This window comes from Seongchinamella sediminis (genome assembly GCF_003457605.1).
GTDB lineage: Bacteria > Pseudomonadota > Gammaproteobacteria > Pseudomonadales > Halieaceae > Halioglobus > Halioglobus sediminis.
In genome coordinates this window covers 70,043-93,661 of record NZ_QRAN01000005.1, presented here as the reverse complement: position 1 = coordinate 93,661, position 23,619 = coordinate 70,043, and the positions used below count along the sequence as shown (strand labels likewise).

The 23,619-nt window shown below is 61.7% G+C and carries 21 protein-coding genes; 9 read left to right on the top strand and 12 right to left on the bottom strand.

The window, feature by feature from the left end; translation table 11 throughout:
- The first annotated feature begins 166 nt into the window (after positions 1-166).
- From DWB85_RS06275 to DWB85_RS06260, 4 genes are all read left to right on the top strand, one after another.
- Entirely contained in the window at positions 167-478 is a 312-nt protein-coding gene (locus tag DWB85_RS06275) for a DUF4124 domain-containing protein (protein ID WP_117953360.1), read from the top strand.
- A 93-nt stretch (positions 479-571) separates the two neighbouring features.
- Complete coding sequence (tdh, locus tag DWB85_RS06270) at positions 572-1,597, top strand: L-threonine 3-dehydrogenase (RefSeq protein ID WP_117953359.1); 1,026 nt, start codon at positions 572-574, stop codon at positions 1,595-1,597.
- Between the two features lie 13 nt (positions 1,598-1,610).
- Positions 1,611-2,801, top strand: a complete 1,191-nt coding sequence (locus DWB85_RS06265; RefSeq protein ID WP_117953358.1) for a glycine C-acetyltransferase — start codon at positions 1,611-1,613, stop codon at positions 2,799-2,801.
- Positions 2,802-2,811: 10 nt separating this feature from the next.
- The gene (locus tag DWB85_RS06260; protein ID WP_239017234.1) at positions 2,812-3,777 is read left to right on the top strand and encodes a YheT family hydrolase; all 966 of its coding nucleotides are present in this window, start codon (positions 2,812-2,814) and stop codon (positions 3,775-3,777) included.
- 49 nt (positions 3,778-3,826) lie between these two features.
- Here DWB85_RS06260 and DWB85_RS06255 read toward each other — a convergent pair whose 3' ends face one another.
- Complete coding sequence (locus tag DWB85_RS06255) at positions 3,827-4,090, bottom strand: DUF4242 domain-containing protein (RefSeq protein ID WP_117953356.1); 264 nt, start codon at positions 4,088-4,090, stop codon at positions 3,827-3,829.
- Positions 4,091-4,150: 60 nt separating this feature from the next.
- Complete coding sequence (locus DWB85_RS06250; protein ID WP_117953355.1) at positions 4,151-7,105, bottom strand: ATP-binding protein; 2,955 nt, start codon at positions 7,103-7,105, stop codon at positions 4,151-4,153.
- A gap of 184 nt (positions 7,106-7,289) precedes the next feature.
- Between DWB85_RS06250 and DWB85_RS06245 the strand changes: the two genes are divergently transcribed.
- Positions 7,290-8,438: a hypothetical protein gene (locus DWB85_RS06245; protein ID WP_117953354.1), complete on the top strand. Its 1,149-nt coding sequence runs from the start codon at positions 7,290-7,292 to the stop codon at positions 8,436-8,438.
- Positions 8,439-8,446: 8 nt separating this feature from the next.
- On the opposite strand, the gene DWB85_RS06240 is transcribed toward DWB85_RS06245, so the two are convergent.
- From DWB85_RS06240 to DWB85_RS06230, 3 genes are all read right to left on the bottom strand, one after another.
- Entirely contained in the window at positions 8,447-8,854 is a 408-nt protein-coding gene (locus DWB85_RS06240) for a hypothetical protein (RefSeq protein ID WP_117953353.1), read from the bottom strand.
- Between the two features lie 178 nt (positions 8,855-9,032).
- On the bottom strand, positions 9,033-10,460 hold the full coding sequence (locus tag DWB85_RS06235; RefSeq protein ID WP_117953352.1) for a DUF3482 domain-containing protein: 1,428 nt from the start codon (positions 10,458-10,460) through the stop codon (positions 9,033-9,035).
- The gene (locus DWB85_RS06230; RefSeq protein ID WP_117953351.1) at positions 10,457-11,815 is read right to left on the bottom strand and encodes a DUF2868 domain-containing protein; all 1,359 of its coding nucleotides are present in this window, start codon (positions 11,813-11,815) and stop codon (positions 10,457-10,459) included. Before DWB85_RS06230 ends, DWB85_RS06235 begins: the two co-directional genes overlap by 4 nt.
- Positions 11,816-11,886: 71 nt before the next feature.
- Between DWB85_RS06230 and DWB85_RS06225 the strand changes: the two genes are divergently transcribed.
- The 3 genes from DWB85_RS06225 to DWB85_RS06215 all read left to right on the top strand — a co-directional run bounded on the left by DWB85_RS06225 (position 11,887) and on the right by DWB85_RS06215 (position 14,018).
- A complete protein-coding gene (locus DWB85_RS06225) occupies positions 11,887-12,330 on the top strand; it encodes a DUF4440 domain-containing protein (RefSeq protein WP_117953350.1) in 444 nt (147 codons plus the stop codon).
- Between the two features lie 109 nt (positions 12,331-12,439).
- Positions 12,440-13,051, top strand: coding sequence for a hypothetical protein (locus tag DWB85_RS06220; protein WP_117953349.1), 612 nt, complete (start codon positions 12,440-12,442; stop codon positions 13,049-13,051).
- A 52-nt stretch (positions 13,052-13,103) separates the two neighbouring features.
- Positions 13,104-14,018 carry a prenyltransferase gene (locus DWB85_RS06215; protein ID WP_162846033.1) on the top strand — a complete coding sequence of 305 codons (915 nt, stop codon included), beginning with the start codon at positions 13,104-13,106 and terminating at the stop codon, positions 14,016-14,018.
- 23 nt (positions 14,019-14,041) lie between these two features.
- On the opposite strand, the gene DWB85_RS06210 is transcribed toward DWB85_RS06215, so the two are convergent.
- Together DWB85_RS06210 and DWB85_RS06205 are read right to left on the bottom strand one after the other, a co-directional pair.
- The gene (locus tag DWB85_RS06210) at positions 14,042-14,776 is read right to left on the bottom strand and encodes a trypsin-like peptidase domain-containing protein (protein WP_117953500.1); all 735 of its coding nucleotides are present in this window, start codon (positions 14,774-14,776) and stop codon (positions 14,042-14,044) included.
- Between the two features lie 151 nt (positions 14,777-14,927).
- The gene (locus DWB85_RS06205; protein ID WP_117953347.1) at positions 14,928-16,115 is read right to left on the bottom strand and encodes an acyl-CoA dehydrogenase family protein; all 1,188 of its coding nucleotides are present in this window, start codon (positions 16,113-16,115) and stop codon (positions 14,928-14,930) included.
- A 401-nt stretch (positions 16,116-16,516) separates the two neighbouring features.
- On the opposite strand from DWB85_RS06205, the gene DWB85_RS06200 reads away from it, so the two are divergent.
- A complete protein-coding gene (locus tag DWB85_RS06200; RefSeq protein ID WP_205422670.1) occupies positions 16,517-16,990 on the top strand; it encodes an ester cyclase in 474 nt (157 codons plus the stop codon).
- 66 nt (positions 16,991-17,056) lie between these two features.
- Here the strand turns inward: DWB85_RS06200 and DWB85_RS06195 are convergent, their stop codons facing one another.
- The 5 genes from DWB85_RS06195 to DWB85_RS06175 all read right to left on the bottom strand — a co-directional run bounded on the left by DWB85_RS06195 (position 17,057) and on the right by DWB85_RS06175 (position 23,525).
- Positions 17,057-18,982 carry a protein kinase domain-containing protein gene (locus DWB85_RS06195; RefSeq protein WP_117953345.1) on the bottom strand — a complete coding sequence of 642 codons (1,926 nt, stop codon included), beginning with the start codon at positions 18,980-18,982 and terminating at the stop codon, positions 17,057-17,059.
- Positions 18,983-19,001: 19 nt separating this feature from the next.
- Positions 19,002-20,243 carry a 2-oxo acid dehydrogenase subunit E2 gene (locus tag DWB85_RS06190; protein ID WP_117953344.1) on the bottom strand — a complete coding sequence of 414 codons (1,242 nt, stop codon included), beginning with the start codon at positions 20,241-20,243 and terminating at the stop codon, positions 19,002-19,004.
- 25 nt (positions 20,244-20,268) lie between these two features.
- A complete protein-coding gene (locus tag DWB85_RS06185) occupies positions 20,269-21,246 on the bottom strand; it encodes an alpha-ketoacid dehydrogenase subunit beta (protein WP_117953343.1) in 978 nt (325 codons plus the stop codon).
- A 3-nt stretch (positions 21,247-21,249) separates the two neighbouring features.
- Complete coding sequence (locus tag DWB85_RS06180; protein WP_117953342.1) at positions 21,250-22,428, bottom strand: thiamine pyrophosphate-dependent dehydrogenase E1 component subunit alpha; 1,179 nt, start codon at positions 22,426-22,428, stop codon at positions 21,250-21,252.
- Positions 22,429-22,535: 107 nt separating this feature from the next.
- Positions 22,536-23,525 (bottom strand): LLM class flavin-dependent oxidoreductase, encoded by a 990-nt coding sequence (locus DWB85_RS06175; RefSeq protein WP_117953341.1) that lies wholly within the window; start codon positions 23,523-23,525, stop codon positions 22,536-22,538.
- Positions 23,526-23,619: the final 94 nt, after the last annotated feature.

Below are 23,619 nucleotides of genomic sequence, written 5' to 3'. Positions count from 1 at the left end.
CCGCGCAGAGTACTGAATACCCTCCCCGAAGTACAGATGCAGGCCGCCAGCGCAGTACTGGCGCGGGACTGGCGATTTCTGGAGATTTCGCCACTTTTTCCTCGACCAAACCAGCCCGGACGGCCAAGGTAGAGTGGTAAACACCAGAGTCCCCCGAGGGCGAAGTATGAACAAAATAATGTCCCGCGGCCTGCTACTGGCCGCATTGCTGGCGGCGCCGCAACTGTCCGTCGCGGAAGTATTCATGTGCACGGATCCGGTCAGCGGCAAGAAGACCTTTACCGACAAGGCCTGCCCCACCAGCGGTGAACGCAAGAAGGTCAAGGTGCAACCGACCAATTTTGGCCAGGGCAGCAAGACCAGCGCCAGCAGGGGCACCTGGAGCAGTGATCGCGATACCAGCAAGGCTGGCCGCGAAAACCTGCAGGGCCACAGCCGCCGGGTGGAATCCGCACGCTACCTGTCCAATAACGACTGATCCTCCGCCATTTGGCCCTGAATTCCCGGTCAACATCGCCCCGGCGCCCGTTTGCGTCTAGAATTCAGGGTCTGAATTCAAAGGACACAAACTATGAAAGCACTGGTCAAGAAAGAAGCCCGGGAGGGCATCTGGCTGGAGGACGTGCCGGAGCCCCGACTCGGCATTAACGACGTCCTGATCAAGGTCAAGCGCACCGCGATCTGCGGCACCGACATGCACATCTACAACTGGGACGCCTGGGCGCAAAAAACCATCCCCGTCCCCATGGTGGTAGGCCATGAATTTGTCGGCGAGATTGTCGAGGCCGGCTCCAACGTCAACGACTTCCACCCCGGGCAGATTGTCTCCGGTGAGGGCCATGTGGTGTGCGGCCGCTGCCGCAATTGCATGGCGGGCCGCCGGCACCTGTGTAACCAGACCTCCGGCATCGGCGTCGACCGTCCCGGCTCGTTTGCCGAGTACGTGGCCTTACCCATGTCCAACGTGTGGGAACACAGCCCGGGAATCGACCTGGACGTCGCTGCCCTGTTCGACCCCTTCGGCAACGCCACCCACACCGCCCTGCAGTTCGACCTGCTGGGCGAGGATGTATTGATTACCGGCGCCGGCCCCATCGGCGCCATGGCGGCGGCGGTGTGCAAACACGCCGGCGCCCGCCACGTTGTGATTACCGACGTGATCGATTCACGGCTGGAACTGGCCAGAACCCTGGGCGCCACCCGCACGGTGAATGTCACCCGCGAACGCATCGCCGACGTGCAGAACGAACTGGGCATGCATGAGGGTTTTGACGTCGGGCTGGAGATGTCGGGCAATCCCCAGGCATTCAATGAACTGATCGACAACATGTGCCACGGCGGCAAAATCTCCATTCTCGGCATTCCCGCGGAGGATACCGCCATCGACTGGAACAAGGTGATCTTCAACATGCTGACCCTGAAGGGTATCTACGGCCGGGAAATGTACGAGACCTGGTACAAGATGTCGGTAATGATCGACTCCGGCCTGGATATCTCGCCAGTGATCACCCATCGCCTGCCCTACACTGACTTCCAGCGCGGCTTTGACGTGATGAAGAGCGGGGAAGCGAGTAAGGTCATCCTCAACTGGGACTAGTAAGGAACTGCAGATGTACGATCGTTTTGGCGAACACCTGGCGCAGGAGCTCAAGGGTATTGAAGAGGCCGGCCTGTTCAAGCATGAACGGCTCATCACCTCGCCCCAGGGCGCCCATGTGGGCGTGAAGGAAGGTGAGGTGCTCAACCTGTGCGCCAACAACTACCTGGGCCTGGCCCAGCACCCGGAGGTCAATGCCGCCGCGGCAAGGGGCCTGGAGGAATGGGGCTATGGCATGGCGTCGGTGCGTTTTATCTGCGGCACCCAGACCCTGCACAAGCAGCTGGAAAACACCCTCAGCGAGTTTCTCGGCACCGAGGACACCATACTCTACCCGTCCTGCTTCGACGCCAACGGCGGCCTGTTCGAGACCCTGCTCGGCGCCGAGGACGCGGTGATTTCCGACGAACTCAATCACGCCAGCATTATCGACGGGGTACGCCTGAGCAAGGCCCAGCGCTATCGCTACAAAAACAACGACATGGCCGACCTGGAGGCACAGCTCAAGGCGGCCGACGCCGCCGGCGCCCGCTTCAAGCTGATTACCACCGATGGGGTGTTCTCCATGGACGGCTATATCGCCCGGCTGGACGAGGTCTGTGACCTGGCGGAAAAATACGGCGCGCTGGTGCATTTCGACGACTGTCACGCCACCGGTTTTGTCGGCGCCGGCGGCCGCGGCACCCACGAGCACCGCGGCTGCATGGACCGGGTGGATATTATTACCGGGACCCTGGGCAAGGCCCTGGGCGGGGCCAGCGGCGGTTACACCGCGGCCAAAAAGGAGGTCGTCGCCCTGCTGCGCCAGCGCTCGCGTCCCTACCTGTTCTCCAACACGGTGGCGCCGCCGGTGGTGGCCGGGGCGATCAAGGCCATCGAGCTGGTCAGCGAATCGGCAGACCTGCGCCAGCGACTGGCCAGCAACACCGCGGTGTTCCGCGAAGGGCTGGAAAAACTGGGTTTTGAGCTGTTGCCCGGGGAACACCCGATCGTGCCGGTCATGCTCCACGATGCGGCAAAGGCGGCGAAGTTTGCCGAGCTCATGCTCGCCCAGGGTGTTTATGTGGTGGCGTTTTCCTTCCCGGTGGTACCCCGGGGCAAGGCGCGCATCCGCACCCAGATGTCGGCAGCGCTGACAGACGATGACGTGCAAATGGCCATTGCGGCCTTCGGCCGGGCCAAGGCCATCATCGAACAGGCCTGACGCCCGGCCCGTGACCGGCTTCAACCCACCGCCGCTGCTGCGCAACGCCCATGTGCAGACGCTGATTTCCAGCACCCCCTTGCGCAGTTGGCCACTGCGACGCCGGACCCGTGACCTGCAGGCAGCCGCTGAAGACGTGATCCTGCAGTGCAGCGACGGCATTCGCCTGCACGGCCTGTACAACCCGCACCCTGTTGCCAACCGCGGCCTGGCCATCCTCTTGCACGGCTGGGAGGGTGACGCCGAATCCAGCTACCAGCTCTCCAATGCCTGGTCGCTACACCGGGCGGGCTTTGCGGTGTTTCGCCTGCACCTGCGCGATCACGGCCCCAGCCACGCACTCAATCCGGAGCTCTACAACTCGGTGCGACTGCAGGAAATCATCGACGCGGTGAGCCAGATCAGGCGCCTGTACCCGCAGCCAAAGACCTTTCTCGCCGGGCACTCGCTGGGCGGCAACTTCGCCCTGCGACTGGCGGCAAAGGCGCCGGCACAGGGCTTGCGGCTGGACCGGGTAGTGGCAGTGTGCCCGGTGCTGGACCCCTGGCGCACCATGCGCGAGCTGGAACAGGGCAGCCAGATTTACCACAGGTACTTTGTCCACCGCTGGAAGCGTTCCCTGAAAATAAAGCTGGAGCACTTTCCCGAGCTGGGCTACGGCGACAGCCTGCTGGAAATGGAGACCCTGGCGGACATGAACGCCTACTTTGTGCCCCGCTACACCGGCTTCGACGACCCCCGCAGCTATTACGATGCCTATGCCCTTACCGGCGATACCCTGGCCGGACTGGAAATCCCCTGCCATCTGATACTCAGCCAGGACGACCCGATGATTCCCTGTGACGACCTGGATCGGGTGGCCAGGAGCGATGCCCTGCACATCGAGACCCCGCGCTATGGCGGGCACTGCGGCTTCCTGATGAACTGGCGCCTGGATGGCTGGATAGACCAGCGCCTGCTGGAGTTATTCCGCTGACGGTGTGTGGTGGCAACGCCAGTCGCGGCCCAGGCTCAACAGACAGAAGCTAGCGGTTAAACCCCTCGCCGGGCCACATCCGGCTTACCTCCACGATTTCGTTGATCGGGAGACCAACCACCTGCGCTTGCTTCATCAACTGATCGGTATCAGTTGCCTCGTAAATACAATAGGATTTTTTCTTATCTGCGCTCAAAAACGTGTACAGCCAGTCAGCCCCAAGCTCGCTGGTAACCTGCTTGATTTGCTCCAGCTCCTCGGCACTCATGTTCACCTCTTGGGAAAAATCCCGTTCAACCAGATATAACGCCATTTCAGTACTCCATTTCGTCACATGTTTTCTTGTATCCGTGGCGCCGCTGCGTCCGGACCTTCAATGTTGCCTCTGTACCACCTCTCCTCCACCTTGCAACTCACCCGTGCGCCGTCCAAAGGCAACGGCCTCAGTACGATTGGTTGATCCTGTTTTACGCAAGATATTGCGAACATGAGTGGCAACGGTACTGTGAGTGATAAAGAGGGAATCTGCGATCCGGTCATTAGAGTATCCAGCCGCGATTAGCCCCAGCACTTCACGCTCCCGGCGACTGAGCTGCTGTCCGCCATCAGTTGTTACGAGCCCATGAATCCGGCGTGCCAGCGTTTTCAGGGCAAACTTTTCGCTGGCCGTGTACGCCTCTTCAATCAAGGACTGCGCCAGAAGTTGATCGCTATCCGCACCCTGCTCAAGAAGAAACGCGGCATAATCAACCTGGGTGTGAGCAAGCAATGGCCCAGCCCGCATGGATTCGTTAAATTCCAGGGCTTCCTCAAACAATTGCCTGGCGAGCTGATTACGCTGCAATGCAGCCGCAAGTAAAGCAAGATAACCTGCACCCGAGCCGAGCATAAGCGCACCTGCCACCGTCACGTTTCGCTCCCTCCAGGCCGACAGCATGTCGTAAAGGACTGCACAACGCTCCGTATCCTGAAGACGCGCGCAGGCTTCAGCGAGGAATACCAGTGCCGCCGGGAAAAGATCGTCTCTAGGGATTCTGTTAAGATCACCCAGTTCGCCCAGCGCTTGTCGCGCACTACCGCACTGACCCATTTCACAAAGAAGCAGGACCTGACCCGGCAACCAGAGGTGGGCACAGTCAGGGTCGGAGAACAGCGTCTCCAGCTCGGAGGCATGATCCTGCAACAGTCCCAGCGTACGCTGTACTGAAAACATCTGTAACGCGCAGCGTCCCTCGAGACCATCAACCGGCTGTGTGGGCACGTCTCGCCAGCACTTGCTCATCTCGCGCAGCGCCTGCAGCCATCTGCCACGCAGTATCGCGATGGCCGTCTCCAAACCTGCAATGAGATTCAGAAAATGCACCTGGCGTTTTTGATTCACCAGAGCTGCAAGTGATTCCAGCTGGGTTTCAACCTCATCGATTTCACCCAGGTCGCAGAGCTGAAAGAGCATGTCCACGAAAGCATCGATGTACGTGCTTTCTGCTCCACACTCAAGCGCCAGACTCATTGTTTCGCGGGAAATATCAAGGCCCTGTCGAGCCCCATCCGGCGATCGATTGACGATCCAGGCGCCTTTTTGCATGCACGCCAGAAGCAGCCCGGGATCGTTCTGACTGCGGGCCAGTTCAAGGCTACCGCGGAATGCTTCAAGCGCGTGCTCATGATCTCCAATCAGTCGGTAAGCACGGGCGAGAGAGCACAATAGTCGTGCTCGAAGCGATTCGTCGCCATCAGTCTTTGCCAGAACAGCCAGGTGCAAGGGCACGGCTGCAATGTGGCTCCGCCCCGATTGCTGACAAATGAGCTGAAAGCGGAACAGCGCTTCTGCCAGGTCCGGCCACTGTTGCTGCGTGTAAGCCTGGAGTGCAGCCTTGAGTAGCGACTCGGTGGCTGCCCGCAACTGGCACGCAAGATACTGGGCCTCTCCCAGTTCGAGTAGCAGGTGAAAACGAATTTGCGGCTTCTGGCTGGGATCGAGTGCCGCAGCCTGCAGTGCGGATTCAAAAAATGACACCGCTTCGACGTAGGCAAGCCGCGCTACTGCATTCTTGCCAGCGAGCCGGCAGTATCTGACTGCCTTGCCTTCCGGACCAGTCTGAGCTGATTCGAATGTGTGGTGGGCGAGCTGCGCCAGGTGCATATCCACATCGAGTCCATAGCGCCTTGCCAGCTGCTCTATATAATCAACCACTCGCTGATGCAGCATTACCCGGCTGAGAGTCGAGTGCTGCTCATACAGCACTTCGCGAAACAATGCATGGGTAAAGCGGTACCCCTCTGGACCACGCGGAAGGACGATACGAGCTTCCTCGGCGACCTCCAGCAAACCGAGGACCCTATCGATCCTGGTCTTCTCGAGTGCGGCCAGACAGCTCAAATCAAAGTCGCGTCCCACAACCGCTGCCGTGCGCAACAGGTCCGTCGTTCGTTTCGGCAGGGTGTCCAGGCGGCTGCTAATGACTGCCCGCAGACTGGCGGGCACCCTGAACCGGGTGGCAGTCGCGGGCATGTGATCCATTGTGGCACTTCTCGCCAACAGGGTGCCTATCTCAATAATGAACAGTGGATTGCCATCGGACCGATGCCAAATGGAACTCACGAGCGTGGTTGGTGGTATTGCACCCAGAAAAGCATAGAGCAGCTGGGCGGTCTGGTTTTCCGACAGGCCTGTCATGGCGAGTTCCGAATAGGCATTGCGCCGGGACAGTTCAAGCAGCGTGCCGCGCAGCGGGGAATTGGGTGCCAGTGTGTCATCGCGAAAGGCACAGACAACCAGAATCGGATGGGTTCCAATTTGGCTGCAAAAGTAGGTGAGCAGATCAAGCGAGGAGTGGTCGGCAAGATGCAGATTATCCAACAGCAGTAGCAGGGGTTGCTGATTGGCGGAATGCAGCAGGGCTCGCGTGACGGAGTCGTGCAGCTGGAGACGGCCCGCAGCGCTCATACCTGTGTTAGCGGCCGAGTGTAAAGGCTTGCTCTCACCTAATTCGGGCAGAATATGGCCGAGGTCTGCCCTCGCCTCACCCAGGTGAGCAAGCACTGCGTCCGCATCAGGCTGGGCGAAAATCGCCCGTAAAACCAGCATCCAGGGAAAATAAGGCGGCGCGCCTGGCTGTTCCGGCTGTTGGCTCCATATGACTCGAACAGCTTTTTCCGCGGCGCGTTCAGCCACTTCGTCCATCAAGCGCGTCTTACCGCTACCCGCCCCTCCGGGGAGCCCCACCACCCGGGCATTTGCATTACGGAGCTGGTCCAAAGCGCGCTCCAGGTGCTCCAGCTCGTCGCGCCTGCCTATAAACGGCCCTCGATGGTCGAACGGTGTCATGCTGTCGCCGCCTTTCCGCCCTCTTCAATGACCAAGCCTAGCAGCTGGCGGCTACAGCGCACGCTCATACTGTAATCGGTCGTGAAAATCATCATTTTTGATGATGGGCGGTTTCCGCGAGCCCAACTATGCTCCGCCACGAGTTGTATCGAATCTGGAAGATTTCCAGAATGGAGAGACCACTATGAACAGCAAACATAGCTATGCCGGCATCCTGTTGCTGGCCACTACAATCCTGGCAGGAAGCGTTCATGTACACGCTGGGCAAGCCTCGGCAACGGGAATCGTCCACTCGGTAGAGCGAGCCTGGGTGACGGTCGATGGAGATGTTAGCGGTGAACACGCGCTATGGAAGATTGTCCTGGACGGGCCCATCGAAGCCCATGAGCCAGGCCGAGGCCTGCTACAGGGGCATCAGATTCGCGTGATCTTCCCACCGGCTTTTGACCTCGCCGCCATCGACCCGGCCTATCCGGTAGCGGATATCCCCACGCCATTCCCGCCAGTGCCGCCGCTACCCGACCAGCCCTGTGTCCCCACCAATTTCCAATGCACCAGTGGCGTTATCCTCCAGGGCTGGCCAGAGCATCCCTTTTTTCCGCCGGTTGTCTTCCACCTGGTGAGTGTGGACCAGACGGATAATGCCTTCGTATTCACTGCCGTGCAGGACATATTGCCAGATCCGCCGCTTAATCCGGGCATCAAGGAGTTGTTCATCCTCCTCAATGGGGTCAGGAACCCCGCGCCAGGTCAGTACCGGCTGCGGGTAGAAGCCCAGACAGGGCCGGGCGGAAGCTGGGAAACAGGGTCTGCGCTAATGCATGTGCTGCCATCAGCTCGCCCGAGTATCAATGCCACCGCTGTATTCGTAAAGGCACAGGCGGGATTACTCACTGGCACACCCGCGTGTGGCCCAGGCACCCTGCCGCCCAACCCCGACAATCCCGTGTGGCAGGTGACCGGGCCGGGCGAACTGGCACCCTACGTGTGGACCTTCCTGGTATGGGGTGCGGACGAAGAGCCGATCACCGATCTCGATATCTACTGGCACAGCGATACTCACGCACGTCTCGTCCGTGGACACAAGACGGTGGGCCAATTGAACATCGACGCACCGGTTGGTGCAGAAGGTTTCGAGATAGCGGTGAATCCGCTGGCCTGCGACACCTACCTGCCGGCGGCACCGGTTATCGGCGGCACACCCGGCATTGGTCCACAGCCAGCAGGCCGTCTCGACCTGCACTTTCGCGCCGGCGACATGGCTGGCCGCTACACGACTACCTTGAGAATGAACAACGGCAACAGCGTACAAATGGTGGTCGTGGCCGAATAGCCTGGAAGCTAGCGGGACTTATCGCCGCGATCCTTGCAATAGCAATAAATCAGGTACGCGCAAACGCTCAGGTAAGTACCGGGGAAGGTTAGGTAATACAACAATGGATTACTGTATTTTACGGCTACGATATTCCGAGCGTTGTTGGAATTGACAGCACCAGACTGGATTAGCGCTTCGAGATCGGTGGCCAGGGCCCATACGGTCTCGATATTTACCCGTGACATTTGTGCCATATACAAGGTGTAGGAGGTGTAGAGACCGAGACTGATAAGAACCAGAAAAAGGTTCAGTCGCTTACTGGCCAAATGCGCCATCACAAGCACACCGATAGAAATGCTCGCCCACCACTGCTGCAGGGTCCAGATTCTATTCAGGTACTCAGATATCTGAAAGGAAATTTCTGCTTCAGTCATGCCATGTTTTCCTTGCTGTAACCGCTTGGACAAGGATAGACCAGGGTCTGAATTGATGCGAAAGCAGGCAATCACAGCTTCGATGAGCGAGGTACATGAACTCGGGAGCAAGCTGTCATCATTTGCTAGAGCCTACCCACCTCAGCTCCCCGCAAAGCTGATCTGGCCATGCCGGGTTTCAGCAAGTACCGGCGTCCACCTGCTGACACCACTGCTGCAGCAGTTCACTCAGGCGGGCGCGACTTTCCGTCTGCTTTTTAGCGCTGCGGATATTTTCAAACAGGCGTGCCAGCTCCCGGCGGTCCCTCTCGCTGAGCCAGTCCAGGACAGGCTCGGTCAGTTTCAGGGACTCTCGCACCGCATGGGTGCGCTGGCTGATCAGGCGATGGTGCAGCATGGCGCGGCCCAGCAACACAAACGGAAAGTTGACATTGCGCGAGGGCCCGTAGGAAAGACGGTTACCGCCGGTGGGCATGCCCTTTACCGACCAGCGGGCAATATCATCCGAGTACTTGATGGCGCTGCGGGTGGAGGCTATGGCGCCGCCGATACCGCCGGCCACGGTGGCCAGGCCGCCCAGCAGCCCGCCGGTCATGCCGTCTACCACCACCCCGGCACCGCCGCCGGCCACTCCCCCGGCCGCACCGGCGGCGAGTAACAGCTGGCGCCGGTTCAATCCCCACAGGTACCAGTTTTCCTGGTGAAACAGGTCATCCTCGGCAAAGTCGATCACCTGCTCGGACTTGCTCAGGTCGTGGTAGTAGAACAGTTCCTCCACCCGCTTGCGGCAATCCCGTTCGCACTTGATCAGGTGTCGCTGGTAGCGATGGAACAACAGCTTGCGCACCGGTGCCTCGGGAGCGCCTTCCGGTACGGCCTGTTCGACGCTGTAGCTCAGGCCCTCGTAGATCAGCTCGGCAATCAACTCGCCGGACTCCTGGTGCTGGCGCAGACGATCGGCCTCCAGCACCTCCACCGCCCGCTGCAATGGCTGGCGCCATTCAGGGTCCAGGTGACCAAACAGGGTCAACAGGTCCAGCTGCTTGCTGTACTCGGCGCGGTGGGCGTCGAAGCTGCGCACGGTCTGGAAATACTGGCCCAGGCCGGTTATCCACTGCTCCACGTAATCGGTATTCTCAATAGGATTGACCAGCGCCAGGCTGGGGCGGCCGGTCCAGCGCAGAATTTCCATCTCCGCCTCGTAATCGGCGCCGAAGGGCACTGAGCCATCCACCACGTAGATAATGCCCGCTCCCTCGACAATGGGCTCCAGCGCCCGGCATTCATCGGCAAACTGCTCGCTATCCCGATGCTCGTCCAGGAAGCGCCTGACCGCCGCCGGCCGGGAGGCGGCATCGCTGCAGTGTTCCTGCAGCCAGGCCAGCAACTGCCGCGAGCGCTGCATGCCGGGGGTATCGATCAGCTCGTAAAGCACCTCGCCATCTACCTGCATGGGGAAGCGCCGGGTGGTGCGAGTGGAACCGGCACGGGCGGCAATGCGCACCGAGTCATCGCGGGCAAGGGTGGCGACAATGGAAGACTTGCCCTTGTTGGGCCTGCCCACCACGGCGAAGTTGGGCAGACTGTCACGGCGTGCGTCACTCATTGCCCGGCGCCCCCGAGGGCGACCACATCCGTCACCCTGAACGGCAGGCGGGCGGCAAAAGCCTGCCAATCGCGGAAGGCTGACTCGCCCAGTTCCCGACCCGCCAGCGGAACCAGTTGCAGGGTGCAGTAGTCCACCTCGCGGATCTCGGCCAGCACATCGGCGAGGTCCGCCATGGGCGGCTCCCAGCCCTTGACCGCCACCAGCAGGTGGGGCGGATGCAGCTGGTTGATGGTGTCTATGCTGTCGACGTCGTCGCCGGGCGAGCCCAGACCCGCGGCCAGTTCCCGGGCCACCTCCCATTGCACGGCCGTACCGCTCAGCGCACCGGCCCACTCCAGCAGCACCGCGCCCTCTTCCCTGATGACCGGGCTGCTGAGGCTGTCTTCATGGTCTGCCTCCAGTGCCCGGGTTTTTACCACCGGGGCACGCATGCGCGCCAGCACACTGGCCGCACCGGGCAGGGACAGAAAGGCGCCTATGAGCCCACGTCGGTAACTGCGCCTGGCCAGGAACCACAGCAGCAGCCGCGGCAGCAGGGTGTAGGTCGCCAGGCAGAGCAGCAGGAACGGCCACCAGCCCCGCCGACTGGCGGCAGCGACCGGGCCCAGATCCAGCTGCGCCGCGTGATAACGGGTTTCGCTGATGATCTCCGGGGTGACGGTTGCAGCGGGCAGCAGCGATGACCAGGGCGCGGCCAGGACCGCGGTAACATTGGCGATCACAGCGTCGCTGAAGCCAAAGGTCGAGCCCCAGACAAAACTGAAGTCGTTGAAGGTGAGCAACAGTAAAAAGGCCACCATAACGCCAAGGGAGAACAACAGCGCGAAGTCCTGGGCGTATTTGACAATGAGCAGACGGGACAGGCCACTGGCAGACTTCAGGTACCCCGGTTCCGGCAGTGCCCAGCGGGCGACAAAGCGCGCCGGGTTGAGCGCCGACACCGCCGGAGGCGAGCCCCTGGCCGACAACAACATGACCCAGGCCGAAACCAGGGCCAGCACCAGCGGCAACAGCACAAAGAAGGCCAGCAGCAGGAAGACATTGACCAGCGCCCGCTCGCTCGCCAGCAAAAAACCGCCCATGGCCGTTGCCCCGGCAACCAGGGCAAACAGGCGCAACAACAGTGCGGCACTGGCTTCGTTCAGCCAATGTGTGGATTTGCGGGTGCTGGTTGCAAGCACCGATTGCAGCCAGTGCAACAGGCTGTCGGCGTCGCTGGCCCCCACGCATTCCCGGCCAATCGCATGGTCGCGCTCCTGCAATTGCTCCAGGGAGCGACTGCGATCATCCCGCAGTTGTTTGTCCAGCAGGTAAATATCAGCCAGCACCGGCGTGACGCCAGAATCAGGCATAAAGCGCCTCTCTCAATTACCAGTGCCCCATGATAGATTAAACCAAGGCCATTGGGGACGGATTAACTGCCATGAACGCTGCTGTTGCCACGAGTATCGCCCTGTTGCTGGTTCTGCTCAGCGCCTGCGGCCAGCGCCAGGGTTCTGAGGAGGCGGTGCGCGAAGGCATCTCCCGGCTGGGAACCGCGCTCGCCGAACGCAGCGCCGGCGATGTGCTGGGTACTCTCGCCGACTCCTTTCTCGGTGGCGGCCCCGGAGGCCTGGACCTTGACAAGGAAGGGGCCCAGAGGCTGCTGGCGGTTTATTTTCTGCGCTACCACCGGATACGCGTGGTAGTGACCCAGGTTGAGGTAGCAGTGGACCCCTATGAGCCCGCGCTGGCCAGGGCCACTGCCAATGTTGCCCTGGCCGGCGGTGAAAGGCTGCTACCCAGTTCGGCGGGGCTTTACTTTGTGGAATCCCGCTGGCGGGAAATAGACGGCGAGTGGCAAATCACTCGACTGGAGTGGCGTTAGGGCCAGCCGCGGTTGCCCCCATAACCTGTCTCGGCAGTAAACCTGGCAGGCTGCCAAAATCGAAACAGGGTCTATGCTGTATTTAAATTCAGCTACTCCAGGAATAACAATGAAAAAGCTGGATATCTCCAGAATAGAGGACCGGTTTCCAACAATTTACATCACGCTGATCAGCGTCCTGCTGGCGGTTGGCCTGGAAGACGTGATTTCCCAGGTTCGTACCGTGGAGTCCAACGAACTTTTTAACTGGATAATTGCCATCTACGTAGGCGGCACGACCCTCGCCGCCTGGACCGGCTATAGCTTTATCGCAATCACCCAGGTCCGTCGTCCACGCCTGTTTGACAGCGTGAACGTATTCGCCCTTGCGATTGGAATATTTATAATCAACTCTACCGTCGGTGAATCCCATCACTGGTTTTTCTTTGCCACAGCCCTCTATATGTTTCTGGCTGCCTATGCCGTTTTTTACAACATCAACATGCTCTCTGAGGTGATGCCATTCGACATGCAGTTCCGGGACTGGGCACCCTGCCTGTGGGGCACCCTTCTCTACTCCCCGCCTGCGGCACTGGCGGGATGGCTTTCCTATAAAGATATTCTTGGCGAAACCGCCGAAATACTGCTCGCCCTGGTAGTGATGACCCAGCCGCCACTCTGGACAATGAGCTTCTATAAAATGTGGAAGGCAGCGATGAACCGGGCTCAAAATGCTCGCTGAATGCAAGGCATATCTTATATGCGGCTGTATCCTCCCATGCCATAATCCAACCATGAGCGAGAGTAAATTTCTTTCAGGAATCTGGCGCCTGGCGGACCCCAAGGTCTCGCTGGCGTCTTTTGCCGGCATGGCGATGGCAGCCCTGTTCGCCGCGGCGGACAATAGCCTGGCGCCCGGCTGGCTGGCCATTACCGTGCTGGGCATCTTCTTTATCGAGGTCGGCAAAAATGCCTCCGGCGAGGTAGTGGATTTTGACAGCGGTACCGACCAGGCCGTGACCGAGGCGGACCGCAGCCCGTTTTCCGGGGGCAAGCGGGTCATGGTGGACGGCCTGCTGTCCAGGGAGCAGTGCTGGTCCATCGCCGGCGCTTGCTTTGCCCTGGGCATTGCCTGCGGGCTGTTGATCGTCGCGCTGCGCGAACCGCGAGTACTCTCCTTCGGGCTGATGGGTGTTGCCCTGGCCTGGTACTACCACGGCGGTTCTCTTCGCCTGTCCTATCGCGGGCTGGGGGAACTCGCTGTTGCGCTGGCATACGGGCCCCTGGTGGTCTGCGGTACCTACCTGGTCCAGACCGGCGGCCTGAGTGCGCCGATGCTGCTTGCTTCGGTCAGCCTGGGGCTGCTGGTGGCCGCTTTCCTGGTCATCAATGAATTTCCCGATTACCGGGCAGACAAGGCCAGCGGCAAAGCCAACCTGGTCGTTCGCCTCGGCCGGGACCGCGCTGTCACTCTTTACATTTCCATGGTGGCCACGGCCTACCTGCTGTTAGTGGTGACCGGCCTTTCCCTGCCGCGGGCGCCGGGCATGATGTGGGGCCTGCTGGGCCTGGTGCCGGCTGTATTCGCCATCTTTCGCCTGGCAAGCAGCAGCGGCGACACCAGCCAGATCATTCCCGCCCAGGCGGCCACCCTGGCCAGTTTCCTGTGCATGGCGGTGGCCACCGGCGCGGGGTACTACTTTGCGTAAATCCGGCCTCAAGGGCGGGTCTGCTACTCGGTCAATGCCAGCAACACGTCCGGGTACCAGGCGGTATTGAGACCCAGGGCTTCATCCTGTGCCAGGTCCCGGGAGCCAACGTCCAGGCGGGAGGAGTGAATGCCCAGCAGGCGCCAGTGAAACTCCGGCCGGGAACGAATGCCCTCCGCTACCCGCAACACCACCGGTCCGCCGCTGATACCCCGGTGGGTGCGGGCGTCGGTAAGGAAGAAGCCGGTCCCCTCAAAGCGCAGCCCGAACTGGGACGCCAGACCCGCCTGACGCACTACCGGCAAATGGTGCAGGGTGTCGGAGAATCCCAGGGGAAAGCCCAGTACCATCAGCGATGTTCCAACCTCCACCACGGTCTCCGGGCTAACCAGGCTCTCAGGAGAAAACGCTTCATAGACCATACTTTTGGGTAAAGCCTCCTGCTGTAGCTCAATGGCCACCACATCAATGGTTCCGCCAGCATCCTGAGCCTGCAGCCACTGTGCCTGCCCGTCCCGGTACAGGGGAATCGAGAATTCGGTGGTGGCCGCCAGGTTTTCCTCATCGGTAAACATCCGAATCAGGATCCGGTCTGGCTGGTGACCGGAGGCTTCATCGAGCAAAACGTGACGATTGGTGATGAGAAAAAGACGCTTGCCGCGCTGGAAGAAGAAGCCCGAGGCGCTGGTTAATACCGTATCCGCTTTCAGGGTGGAGATATAGGCACAGGTCAGCAGAACTGGCTCAACCGGGGGCATGTCACGCGGCTCCATTCGGAAATGTAAACGTCGGCTTGAGTTGCATGCTGACAGGGTATGCCAGCCAAACCCTTGTGGCCAGCGCTGTGGATTCCAGTACCGCCCCGGGAGCAGCCCGCTGCCCCGGGGCGGGACATGCAGCCGCTACTGCTCAAACAAAGAAATCGCTGTTGTCAGCACCCAGTGACACTGCCCCCAGATTACGGGCGAAGGAAGTAGGATTGTTGGCCACGTGGGCCCTGGCGGTGTGGATGTCCAGAAAGCGCTGCTGTATCTCGCTGCCCTCAAACACGGAGGAGCCGCCCGCCGAGGAAAACAGCTTGTCCACCACGCTGATCGATTTATCGATGACCAGGGACGCCTGGTAGCGATAGAGAATGCGGTCCGCAACAGCCACACTCTCGCCCTCACGCACTTGTGTCATCATGCGGTCGAAATTACGGAACAGCACCGCCGACATTTCATCTATCTCGTTTGTGGCTTCGGCTATCCGGGTCTGGGTGCCGGTGTCCCCAGCCAGTTTGGTGACATCGCCGCTGGCCTTGCGCGTCACCAGTTCCCGGTACAGCGCCAGGGCATCACGGGCGGCGCCAATAGCGGGAGTAGACACCACGCGAATGAACAACTGCGCCCAGGGCAGGTGGTACAGTGCAGGGGACTGCTCGCTGACACCTGGATTGGTGCCGGCAAAACCGTCACTCTGCTTGTGGGTCCGGTACTCGGGAACGAACACATCCTCGACCAGAATATCGTTGGAACCCGTGCCGTGCAGGCCCATGGGATGCCAGGTATCGATAATCCGGTAATCGCTGCGAGGCACCAGGAACGTCCGGTAGCTGCCGTCAGGTAACAGTCCGCCAAGCAGCGCCCAGGTACAGTGATCACAGCCTGAGCTCCAGCCCCAGCGGCCACTGAAGCGGAAGCCGCCCTCTACCTCCTCCACCTTGCCCATCGGGGCATAGGCAGAGGAGACACGGGTGTGGATGTCTTCGCCCCAGACCTCCTGCTGGGCGCGGCAGTCCATCAGCGCAACCTGGAAGGCATGCACCGCAACAATGCCCCCGGCCCAGGCGGTGGACATGCACGCTTGCGCGATCGCGATCTGCATGCGGAAAAAACCCTGGGGATCCAGCTCGTACCCGCCCCAGTTTGCGGGCTGCAGGGCCAGGAAGAAGCCGGCTTCCTGCAGGGCATCAATGTTCTCCTGCGGCACCTTGCGCTCCTCCCGGGCACGCGCTGCGTTCTCCCTGAACAGGGGCTGCAGGGCAATAATGCGTTGATACATCTCTTCCCCCGCACGGGCTTTGGCGATGGCTTCCTCATTCACGTGAGCAGTCATGGGCTTTTCCTCGTCTAACCAAGCAAGATTGCTGTCGATGTCCAATTTACGAGGGAAGTCAGTAGCCGGACCAACAGCGTCCACCGTGATCTGAAATCAGCAGCTGCCGTACCAACATGTTAAACGACCGGAGATCACCGTGACCTCATCCGCTTCACGCTTCCACCAATCGGCCAGGCCCGCTGCATCAACATCACTTCCCTGCAGAGGTTGTATGCCAGACTGCAGCAACCGGCAACACTGTCAGGGCAGACCCTGGAACATCGCCTGGACGAATCCCGGACAAACCGGCGGCAGGTGCCGATACTGAAGGGGGGGGCGGGGCGCAAAGCGACCCTCTTGACGGCAAGCTCTACCGCCTGAATACTCACTGGCCGTTCAGTGCGTACAGGAATCGAATCATGGACCCCGAACTCAAGTCACGTCGTCAGGCAGTTCTCAAGGAACACTTTGATTCCGAGGTCGACCACGACTGGGAGGCCTGTCTCGCCACCTTCAAGGATGTGCCACGCTACGAGATCGTGGCGACCGGGCAGATTCACGAGGGCCGCGACGAAGTGCTGGCATACCACCAGGCACAGCGGGCGGCATTTCCAGACCAACGTCACGAGAACGTGCGCATGCACTTCGCCGATGACGACACCGTTATCTGCGAGTTCGACCTGCTGGGCACCAATACGGGCGAGTTTCTCGGCGCCGCCCCCACGGGGCGGGCTTTCCGCCTGGCGGTCATCGCGGTATTCACTTTCGACGGCGACCGGATTACCAACGAGCGGGTGTATCTCGACGGCGCGTCGATGCTCCGGCAGATCGGCCACGAGGAGCTGCTTCCACTGGCCGGCGTCGAGGAATTTGCCGCAGCCCAGCTGCAATGATCCGGCCCTGCCCATGCACCGGCGACGACCCGGCGTTTCCCGGGTGGCGCTGATCGGTATTTCCCCTTAAACGCCCCCGGGAGAACCGGATCGCCCTCCCGCGGCAAAGCGATCCGGCTGCCGGGCCAGGAAGGGAAAGAACTTGGTGTCGGTATCCAGCAGTTTCATGAAACCGGACACGCCCAGGTCGGAGATCAGGTGCAGTTGCTCGAGGATGGCATCCAGGCAGGCGCGGAAACGCGGTTCTGCCTCCGGGTCCAGCAGTTGCAGGTAATTATGTATTTTGAGGTCGAATTCGAGACTTTCAAAAATAATACAACCGGTGTGGCTGATGCTGTTCATGATGGCCAGCTGATCCAGGATGGGGCGCGGCAGCTCCAGCATTTCGTCCGGATCGTCGCCATCCTCGAAATACGAATGCAGCTTGCTGCCGGTGCCTTCCGGGGGCGCATCACTGATCTCGTAGGGAATGTGCATGCCCGCGGTAACCCTGAACGCGTCATCGCGGGCGGCACGCTCAATATGAAGGGTGTTGCGGGCGTCGAACATGCAGCTCTTGAACACCCCGGTTTTGGTAATCGCGCGCCCCAGGTGTACGACGTTGTTTACGGCCGAGGTGAAGGCCGGGTACAGCGCCTCGTCGTAAAGGTTGAGATTGGAGTCGATGTTCATGCCCCGCTCATTCCAGTGAATGGCCAGCCCCCCTACCACCGGGTAGTAGCCCAGGTGGCTGACAGCGATGACAAAGGCCTTTTCCGTGTCGCCCATCCCCTCGAGGTAGTTTTTGTAGTAGCGGTCGAGCTCGGTGGGGTCCACGTCAGCGACCAGTTTCTCGGGCATTTCCTGGCGCAGGAAGGATTTGCGCGAACTGTAGACCACACTGTCGATGTCGCGCGCCTCGGGAGCCAGCCAGACCGGTACCAGGGGGGGCTCGGCGCCACTGTCCCCGCCCGACGGTACGCCGCCCGACGGTACGCCGCCCGACGGTGCGCCGCGCGAAGCAATCACGATTCGTTTCATGAAGCGCATGTTTTCCAGGAAGTAGTCCCCCGCGCGGTCACGCAGGGCCGGATCGGGAGACAGCAGGTTTGCCAGGGTGCGCGCGAACTCCACCGGCAGCCCGAGGCTGGCGGGAGTAATCACGCTGCTGCCGAAGCGGCTGGACTGCCCCGAGGCCAGCGCGTAGAGGGTACCGGCAACGCCCTGCTCGTCAAAACGCGGGGATGACAGTCCCCCGCGCAGCTGCTCCTCGCCGATAAAGTAGATGTCCCCCAGCTTGGCATTGGTTTGCTGCAGGTCCGATGACAGGGCCGCCAGGTCGACCCCGCCGGTAAACTGGCGATTGGCATCCTGCTGGGCGAATACCGCGGCGCCCCAGTCGATCAGTGAGACCTGCTCGCTGGCCTCGTCGAAAACCACGTTGGAGGGCTTGATATCGCCATGGATAATCGGCGGGCGGTCGCGCTGCCGTGCCTGCTCGCGCAGTGAGCAGAGAATTTCCCCCAGCTGGGCGGCAATCTTCACCACCAGCCGCGGCTCCACCCGTCCGCGTTTGAGGACCAGTTCCTGCAGATTGATGCCGCGGGCCCGTTCCATGACCAGGATCGACTGCCCGCGCACCCGCTGGAACTCGAGACAGGCCGGGATGTGTGGCAGCGCCACCTGGGAGAGCATGTAGGCCTCCTCCTCGAGGCGGTCCTGTACGTGTCGGGGCAGCGTGATTCGCGCGAACTTGAATACCAGCTGCCGCTCGCCCGCCAGATCGTCACGCTCGCGGCCGGCGAATACGAAACCGTAGGCACCCTTGCCAATGATCTCGATGGCGTCGTAGCCCAGCAGGCGCAGCTGCTCCTCACACAGCCCCAGCCACTGCTTGAGCTTGCGGGCATCCCGCTGGCTGAGCAGGTAGATCGATTGCTCTTCGTTGATATAGAAGTGTTGCAGGCCGCGCCTGCCGCCGCTCCCCTGCGTTTCCTGCGAAACCCTGTCCATCGCGGCTGTCCCGGCGAAGTCAGCGCATCGCCGCCAGCATCGATGAGGGCTCTTCCAGGAAGCCCTTCCAGGTATTGCTGAAGCGCGCCATGGTCGCGCCGTCGATAATCCGGTGATCGCCCGACCAGCTGGCGGTCATCAACTGTCTGGCCTCCACTTCGCCCCGGCTATTGAACCGGGGCAGGCTTTGCAATTTGCCCAGCGCGACGATGGCCACCTCCGGTTTGTTGATGATGGGGGTGGCAACTGTGCCGCCGACGGCGCCCACATTGGAAATGGTGATGGTGCCATCGCGCAGGTCAGCGGGGGCCACCCGCCCTTCGCGGGCGACCTCGGTGAGCCGGTTCAGCTCCCCGGCCAGCTCCAGCAGGGTCAGTTCCTGCACGTTTTTGACGTTGGGCACCAACAGCCCCACCCGGGAGTCCACCGCCATGCCGATATTGTGGCTGGCGCTGTAGCGCAGTTCCGTGCAGTCCTCGTTCGGGCTGCTGTTGAGTATCGGATATTCATGCAGCGCCAGCGACAGGGCCTTCATGAACAGCGGCATCATGGTCAGCCGCACACCCTGTTCGGCGAAGCGCTCCTTGAGCTGTGAACGCAACTGGATCAGTGCTGTCAGGTCAATTTCGTCGACGTAGGTGAAGTGCGGGATGGTGGCCACCGCTTCGGCCATCGCTCGCGCCATCACCGCCCGCGGGCCGCGAATCGGCTCCACCCGATCGCCGCTGGCGGCTCGCCGGGGGGCAGGCGCATTTGTGCCTGTCTCCCGTCCGGAGATATAGGCCAGCACATCCTCCTTCAGCACACGATCATTTTTACCGGTCGCCGGGACCTGACTCAGGTCGAGGTCGTGTTCGCGGGCCATGCGCCGCACTGCGGGTGTGGTCAACACCTTGCCCGCAGGCCTGTCTGGTGATGGTTCGGACGGCGCCTCGCGCGGCGGGGTCCTGGCGGGTGCAGGTGTCTGGTCCGCGGTGGTATCTGCGGGCTGCTGCGGTGCCGGGCCGTCGCCGGCGGAATCGTCTTCCCGCTCGAGGGCGAACAGGGGTTGGTGCACCTTCGCGATATCGCCCGCGGCGTAATAGAGTTTCAGCACCTTGCCGCTGTAAACGGCCGGGATTTCCACAATCGCCTTATCGGTGCTCACCTCGGCTACGGGCTGGTCCTCCTCGATCTGGTCGCCCTCCGCGACCAGCCACTGGACGATCTCGCATTCCACAATGCCCTCGCCGATATCGGGGAGAATAAAATCGGTTTTCATGCCGGTGCTCCAAATGCGCTTGTTGTCAGTAGTTCAGGGTCGCCCTGATAGCGTCGATGATCTTCCACGGGTTGGTCATGTACTCCTTCTCGTTGGCCAGGGGAAAGGGCGTGTCCAGCCCGGTCACGCGGGCGATCGGCGCTTCCAGGTAGAGGAAGCAGACCTCCTGGATGCTGGCGCTGATCTCGCCGGCGAAGCCGCCGGTCCGGGGCGCTTCGTGGGCGATGAGCAGGCGCCCTGTCTTGCGCACCGATTCGGCGACCCGCTCCCGGTCCCAGGGCAGCAGCGTACGCAGGTCGATCACCTCGCAGGCAATACCGTCTTCCGCTGCCAGCTCCGCCGCCTTGAGCAGGTGCTCCATTTGCGCACCCCAGCCAAGCAGGGTGATATCGCCCCCCTCGCGGAGCACTTCAGCCTCGCCCAGGGGCAGGGTGAATTCACCCTCCGGCACCTCGCCCACCGCCGCCCGGTAGAGCCGCTTGGGCTCGAAAAACAGCACCGGGTTGGGGTCGCGGATCGCGGCGGTGAGCAGGCCCTTGGCCTCCCTGGGGCCACTCGCCACCACGACCTTGAGCCCCGGGGTGTGGCAGAAGTAGGCTTCTGGCGACTGTGAGTGATACAGGCCGCCGGCAATGCCGCCACCATAGGGCGCTCGAATGGTGAGTCCGGCCACGTCAAACTGGTTGCCCGCCCGGTAGCGAAATTTGGCCGCCTCGTTCACGATCTGGTCGAAGGCGGGGAAGATGTAGTCGGCAAACTGGATTTCGGCAACCGGCACCTTACCCTGGGCGGCGAGGCCGATGGCGAAGCCCACGATACCCTGCTCCGTCAGCGGCGTATTGAAGCAGCGCTCCCTGCCGTACTTCTCCTGCAGGTGGCTGGTGGCCCGGAACACGCCGCCGAAACTGCCCACGTCCTCCCCCAGGCAGATCACTTTGGCGTCCGCGGCCATGGCGCCGTCCAGCGCCTGGTTGACTGCCTGCAACAGGTTTAGCTCTGCCACGATTCAAGCTCCTTTTACGTGCGGGTAGTGGTCCGGGTACTGCCGAACGTGCTCGGCCAGTGCCTCCATCTGCTCGCGCAGGTGCCAGGGCGGCGTGTCGTAGACGTCCTCCGCCATTTCGGACAGCGGCGGCCCGGGCTCCTTTTCCTCGGCCTTGAGCTCCCGCAGCACCTCGCTGCGGTAGGACTCCAGAGCCTCCTTTTCCTCGCTCTCACTCCACCAGTCCCGGGCCTGCAACCACAGGCGCATCCGCTCGATAGGGTCCATTTCCCGCCACCGGTCCTCCTCTTCGCGGCTGCGATAGCCGCTGGGGTCGTCGGAGGTGGAATGGGCGCCGAGGCGGTAGGACATGGCCTCGATCAACACCGGCTCACAGCTCTCCACGGCGATACGCCGGGCCGCCACGGAGGCGGCATAGACCGCCAGCAGGTCGTTGCCGTCCACGCGGATGGTCTGCATGCCGTATCCGACCCCGCGGGAGGCGATGCCGTCGCCGGCGTACTGCTCCGCGGTGGGTGTGGAAATGGCGTAACCATTATTGCGACAGAAAAAGACCACGGGGCATTTCAGCACCGCCGCCATGTTCATGCCGGCGTGGAAATCGCCCTCGGAGGCGGCGCCATCGCCGTAATAACACAGGGTGCAGTGACGCAGCGCCTCGCCCTGGGCGTCCAGCCGCTGGCCATAGGCGTAGCCCGCCGCCTGGGGAATCTGGGTGGCCAGGGGCGAGCTGATGGTCATGAAGTTCAGCTCCCGGCTACCGTAGTGCACCGGCATTTGCCGCCCCTTGCCGAGATCATTGCGGGTACTGAGCAACTGGGTCATGAACTGCCGCGCGGTGAAACCGCGAAAGCGCAGGGCCGCCTGTTCGCGGTACTGCCCCATGATCATGTCGCCCTCGTCGAAGGCGGCGACGCTGCCGGCGACCGCCGCTTCCTCGCCGGCGCAGGTCAGGTAGAAGCTGAGCCGGCCCTGGCGCTGGGCGGAGATCATGCGCTCATCGAGAATGCGGGTGAAGATCATGGTGCGGTAAATACGAATTGCCAGGTCCCGGGAAAGATCGGGAGCCTCCGCGCCCTCGTAGAGAGTGCCATCGGCGCGCAGTATTTCCAGAGTCGGGATCGGCAAGTCACTGCCGGAAATGAATTCCGGTTGGTGCACGCTCCGTTTGCTATGCTTCATTCGACAACCTCGTTTATCGTTATGCGCTTGCGGGCTCGCTTACCCTCAATATAGTCGCTTCTGGGAGAACTGCAGGCGGTGCGCCGGGTACTCGCACTGGCAGTATCTTACTGGTCTTGCAGTTCCTTTACCTCCGGCCAGACCGCCTGCTCGAACAATTCCAGGCTCTGCCAGGCAAGCTGCGGATGCAGTCCCCCCAGTAGCGGCGTCAGGATGAAGGTCCTGTCCCGCCCCAGTCCATGAATCATGTCGACGGTGTCCCCGGGCGTGAGCACCTGGTAGGCGCCGCTGGCCCGCAAATCATTGACATTCACCCCCCGAGCAAAGGGTCCTGCCGCCTTGCCGTAGGCTTCCACAGTCCAGCGCGCGTAGGATTCCACCACATGCTTCACATGCGGCGCGATGCGCGCCCAGTCCTCGTCCGGTGTGTGGCTCACGTGGGTAAAGACCGGGCCCAGGGCCTTGAAGGTCGCTCCCGGGTCGGGCTTGCCGAGCTTCAGGCACTCCTCGCGGTACAGCTGCCAGTTCTCGCCGGCGGGTGGATAATAACCGTCGGCGATACGGGCCGCCCGCCGGGCCACCGCCGGGTGGGTGCCGCCCAGCAACAGGCGCGGCCGGGGATCGGGGACGGGGCTTACTGTCACCCGGCGCCCCTGGTACTCAAACTCGTCGCCGCGCCAGGCCCGGTCCAGCACCTCGAAGGCCTCCATGTACAGAGCCTTGCGGTCCTCGCGACGCTTGCCGAACATCTGGAACTCATAGGGCACGTAGCCGGCGCCAATCACCACTTCCAGCCGCCCCGTGCACAGGTACTGGGCGACCGAGAGGTCCTCGGCGAGCTTTACCGGGTCGTACAGGGGCGCCAGCAATACGTTGGGGCGAATGGTGATGTTGGCGGTCACCGCACCGATGGCGCTGGCCATGGGTATGGGTGAGGGCAGGTAGCCATCCTCGGCGGCGTGGTGCTCCCCCAGACCCACCGCGTCGAAGCCCAGTCGATCGGCCCAGCTGCACATCGCCAGGGCAGCGTCGAAAATGGCCTGCCTGGGTGCGCCGAATGCCGGGGCGCGCATATCGAAACTGATAACGAATTCCATGGCGCTTTACCTCAGGCCTCGCCAACGCCGGTCAGGGCTCGCCCGCCCGCCGGGCTGCCACTCCAGCCGGCTGCTATCCATCACCACCCGCCGG

Excerpts from the sequence above, each read along its gene's own strand:
- DWB85_RS06245 (WP_117953354.1), top strand. The coding sequence starts at position 7,290 with ATGAACAGCAAACATAGCTATGCCGGCATCCTGTTGCTGGCCACTACA.
- DWB85_RS06210 (WP_117953500.1), bottom strand. The coding sequence starts at position 14,776 with ATGCCCCCGGTTGAGCCAGTTCTGCTGACCTGTGCCTATATCTCCACC.
- DWB85_RS06240 (WP_117953353.1), bottom strand. The coding sequence starts at position 8,854 with ATGACTGAAGCAGAAATTTCCTTTCAGATATCTGAGTACCTGAATAGA.
- DWB85_RS06175 (WP_117953341.1), bottom strand. The coding sequence starts at position 23,525 with ATGGAATTCGTTATCAGTTTCGATATGCGCGCCCCGGCATTCGGCGCA.
- DWB85_RS06255 (WP_117953356.1), bottom strand. The coding sequence starts at position 4,090 with ATGGCGTTATATCTGGTTGAACGGGATTTTTCCCAAGAGGTGAACATG.
- DWB85_RS06205 (WP_117953347.1), bottom strand. The coding sequence starts at position 16,115 with ATGACTGCTCACGTGAATGAGGAAGCCATCGCCAAAGCCCGTGCGGGG.
- DWB85_RS06230 (WP_117953351.1), bottom strand. The coding sequence starts at position 11,815 with ATGCCTGATTCTGGCGTCACGCCGGTGCTGGCTGATATTTACCTGCTG.
- DWB85_RS06200 (WP_205422670.1), top strand. The coding sequence starts at position 16,517 with ATGGACCCCGAACTCAAGTCACGTCGTCAGGCAGTTCTCAAGGAACAC.
- DWB85_RS06190 (WP_117953344.1), bottom strand. The coding sequence starts at position 20,243 with ATGAAAACCGATTTTATTCTCCCCGATATCGGCGAGGGCATTGTGGAA.
- DWB85_RS06225 (WP_117953350.1), top strand. The coding sequence starts at position 11,887 with ATGAACGCTGCTGTTGCCACGAGTATCGCCCTGTTGCTGGTTCTGCTC.
- DWB85_RS06275 (WP_117953360.1), top strand. The coding sequence starts at position 167 with ATGAACAAAATAATGTCCCGCGGCCTGCTACTGGCCGCATTGCTGGCG.
- DWB85_RS06250 (WP_117953355.1), bottom strand. The coding sequence starts at position 7,105 with ATGACACCGTTCGACCATCGAGGGCCGTTTATAGGCAGGCGCGACGAG.
- DWB85_RS06265 (WP_117953358.1), top strand. The coding sequence starts at position 1,611 with ATGTACGATCGTTTTGGCGAACACCTGGCGCAGGAGCTCAAGGGTATT.
- DWB85_RS06220 (WP_117953349.1), top strand. The coding sequence starts at position 12,440 with ATGAAAAAGCTGGATATCTCCAGAATAGAGGACCGGTTTCCAACAATT.
- tdh (WP_117953359.1), top strand. The coding sequence starts at position 572 with ATGAAAGCACTGGTCAAGAAAGAAGCCCGGGAGGGCATCTGGCTGGAG.
- DWB85_RS06215 (WP_162846033.1), top strand. The coding sequence starts at position 13,104 with ATGAGCGAGAGTAAATTTCTTTCAGGAATCTGGCGCCTGGCGGACCCC.
- DWB85_RS06180 (WP_117953342.1), bottom strand. The coding sequence starts at position 22,428 with ATGAAGCATAGCAAACGGAGCGTGCACCAACCGGAATTCATTTCCGGC.
- DWB85_RS06195 (WP_117953345.1), bottom strand. The coding sequence starts at position 18,982 with ATGGACAGGGTTTCGCAGGAAACGCAGGGGAGCGGCGGCAGGCGCGGC.
- DWB85_RS06235 (WP_117953352.1), bottom strand. The coding sequence starts at position 10,460 with ATGAGTGACGCACGCCGTGACAGTCTGCCCAACTTCGCCGTGGTGGGC.